Annotated in this window: 2 protein-coding genes and 2 pseudogenes; all 4 read left to right on the top strand. The window is 42.2% G+C overall.

Annotated elements, in window-relative coordinates:
- Nucleotides 1–134: pseudogene (locus Q0140_RS12000) on the top strand (porphobilinogen synthase); the annotation flags it as partial.
- Nucleotides 135–136: 2 nt separating this feature from the next.
- Complete coding sequence (locus Q0140_RS11995; RefSeq protein WP_297964885.1) at nucleotides 137–352, top strand: hypothetical protein; 216 nt, start codon at nucleotides 137–139, stop codon at nucleotides 350–352.
- A gap of 10 nt (nucleotides 353–362) precedes the next feature.
- Complete coding sequence (locus Q0140_RS11990; protein ID WP_297964883.1) at nucleotides 363–755, top strand: type II toxin-antitoxin system death-on-curing family toxin; 393 nt, start codon at nucleotides 363–365, stop codon at nucleotides 753–755.
- Nucleotides 752–1131 (top strand): annotated as a pseudogene (locus tag Q0140_RS11985) (ornithine carbamoyltransferase); the annotation flags it as partial. The gene Q0140_RS11990 and the pseudogene Q0140_RS11985, both read left to right, overlap by 4 nt.

The raw sequence follows: 1131 nt of genomic DNA, 5'->3' as shown, positions 1-1131 counted from the left end.
CGGGTAAAAAAGCGGGCGTGATCGATTATGAGCGCGTGATGATGGAGACGATGATGGGCATAAGGCGCGCGGGTGCCGATATGATCATCACCTACCACGCCAAAGAGATTGCGGAAATTTTAAACAGAGGCTAGCGATGAATAAAATAGCACTCGAAATTAAAAGTAACGAAATGCAAGCCGTCTTGGATGCGGTGATGAAGCTAGCAAAAAAGATGAAATTTGAAGCTAAAATTTTACCCGAAAATAGGGATGAGTATATAGAAAATTTTGGCGAGCTTTCGAGTGCCGTTATTGCGAAACTGGATAAACCGAGCAATAGGGCCGTTTTTGAGCGCTTAAAGGATAAATGAAAAAAGACAAATGAAATATTTAACGCTGCATCAGGCTATTTTTATCCACGATAAAATGCTAGAAAAAATAGGCGGAAGCAAGGGTTATAATAAAACTTCGCTTGGATATTTATCGTCCGTATTGCAGAATATAAAAAACGATCTGTATTATCCTACTATGGCGGATAAACTCGCGCATTTGACGCATTCGTGCATAAAATTTCATCCTTTTACCGACGGCAATAAAAGGACGGCGATTTTGCTAGCCGATATGTTTTTATCGGCGAATTCTATAGTTTTGGACGACGAGGAATTTTATGCGGCGATGGAAGACGTAGTCGTAAAGGTGGCTGCGGGCGATATGACGAAAGGTGATTTAAAAGAATTTTTTAGTAAATTTATAAAAGATAAAGGAGCGATGTGAAGCACTTTCTTACGTTAAACGATTTTAGCAAAGACGAGATAATTGAAATTTTAAATTTAGCCTTTGAGATTAAAAAAGAGGCTAAAGCGCGAAATTTTAAGCCATATTTGAAAGATCAAAAATTAGCGATGATATTTGAAAAAAGCTCGACCAGGACGCGAGTTAGCTTTGACGTGGGGATGAACGAGCTAGGCGGGCACGCGCTGTTTTTGAGCAGTCGCGACATCCAGCTCGGGCGAGGCGAGCCGATCAAAGACACCGCGCGCGTGATTTCGCGAATGTGCGATCTGATTATGGCGCGCGTAAATCGCCACGAGACGCTAATAGAGCTTGCGGAATTTAGCCGCGTGCCGGTGATAAACGGGCTAAGCGATAA

The sequence above is a fragment of the uncultured Campylobacter sp. genome (assembly GCF_938045405.1).
GTDB lineage: Bacteria > Campylobacterota > Campylobacteria > Campylobacterales > Campylobacteraceae > Campylobacter_B.
The sequence above is the reverse complement of the archived record's forward strand: the minus strand, read 5'-3'. Positions and strand labels throughout refer to the sequence as shown.

What these genes read in the sequence shown, in the direction of transcription:
- Q0140_RS11995 (WP_297964885.1), top strand. Translation starts at nt 137, where the DNA reads ATGAATAAAATAGCACTCGAAATTAAAAGTAACGAAATGCAAGCCGTC.
- Q0140_RS11990 (WP_297964883.1), top strand. Translation starts at nt 363, where the DNA reads ATGAAATATTTAACGCTGCATCAGGCTATTTTTATCCACGATAAAATG.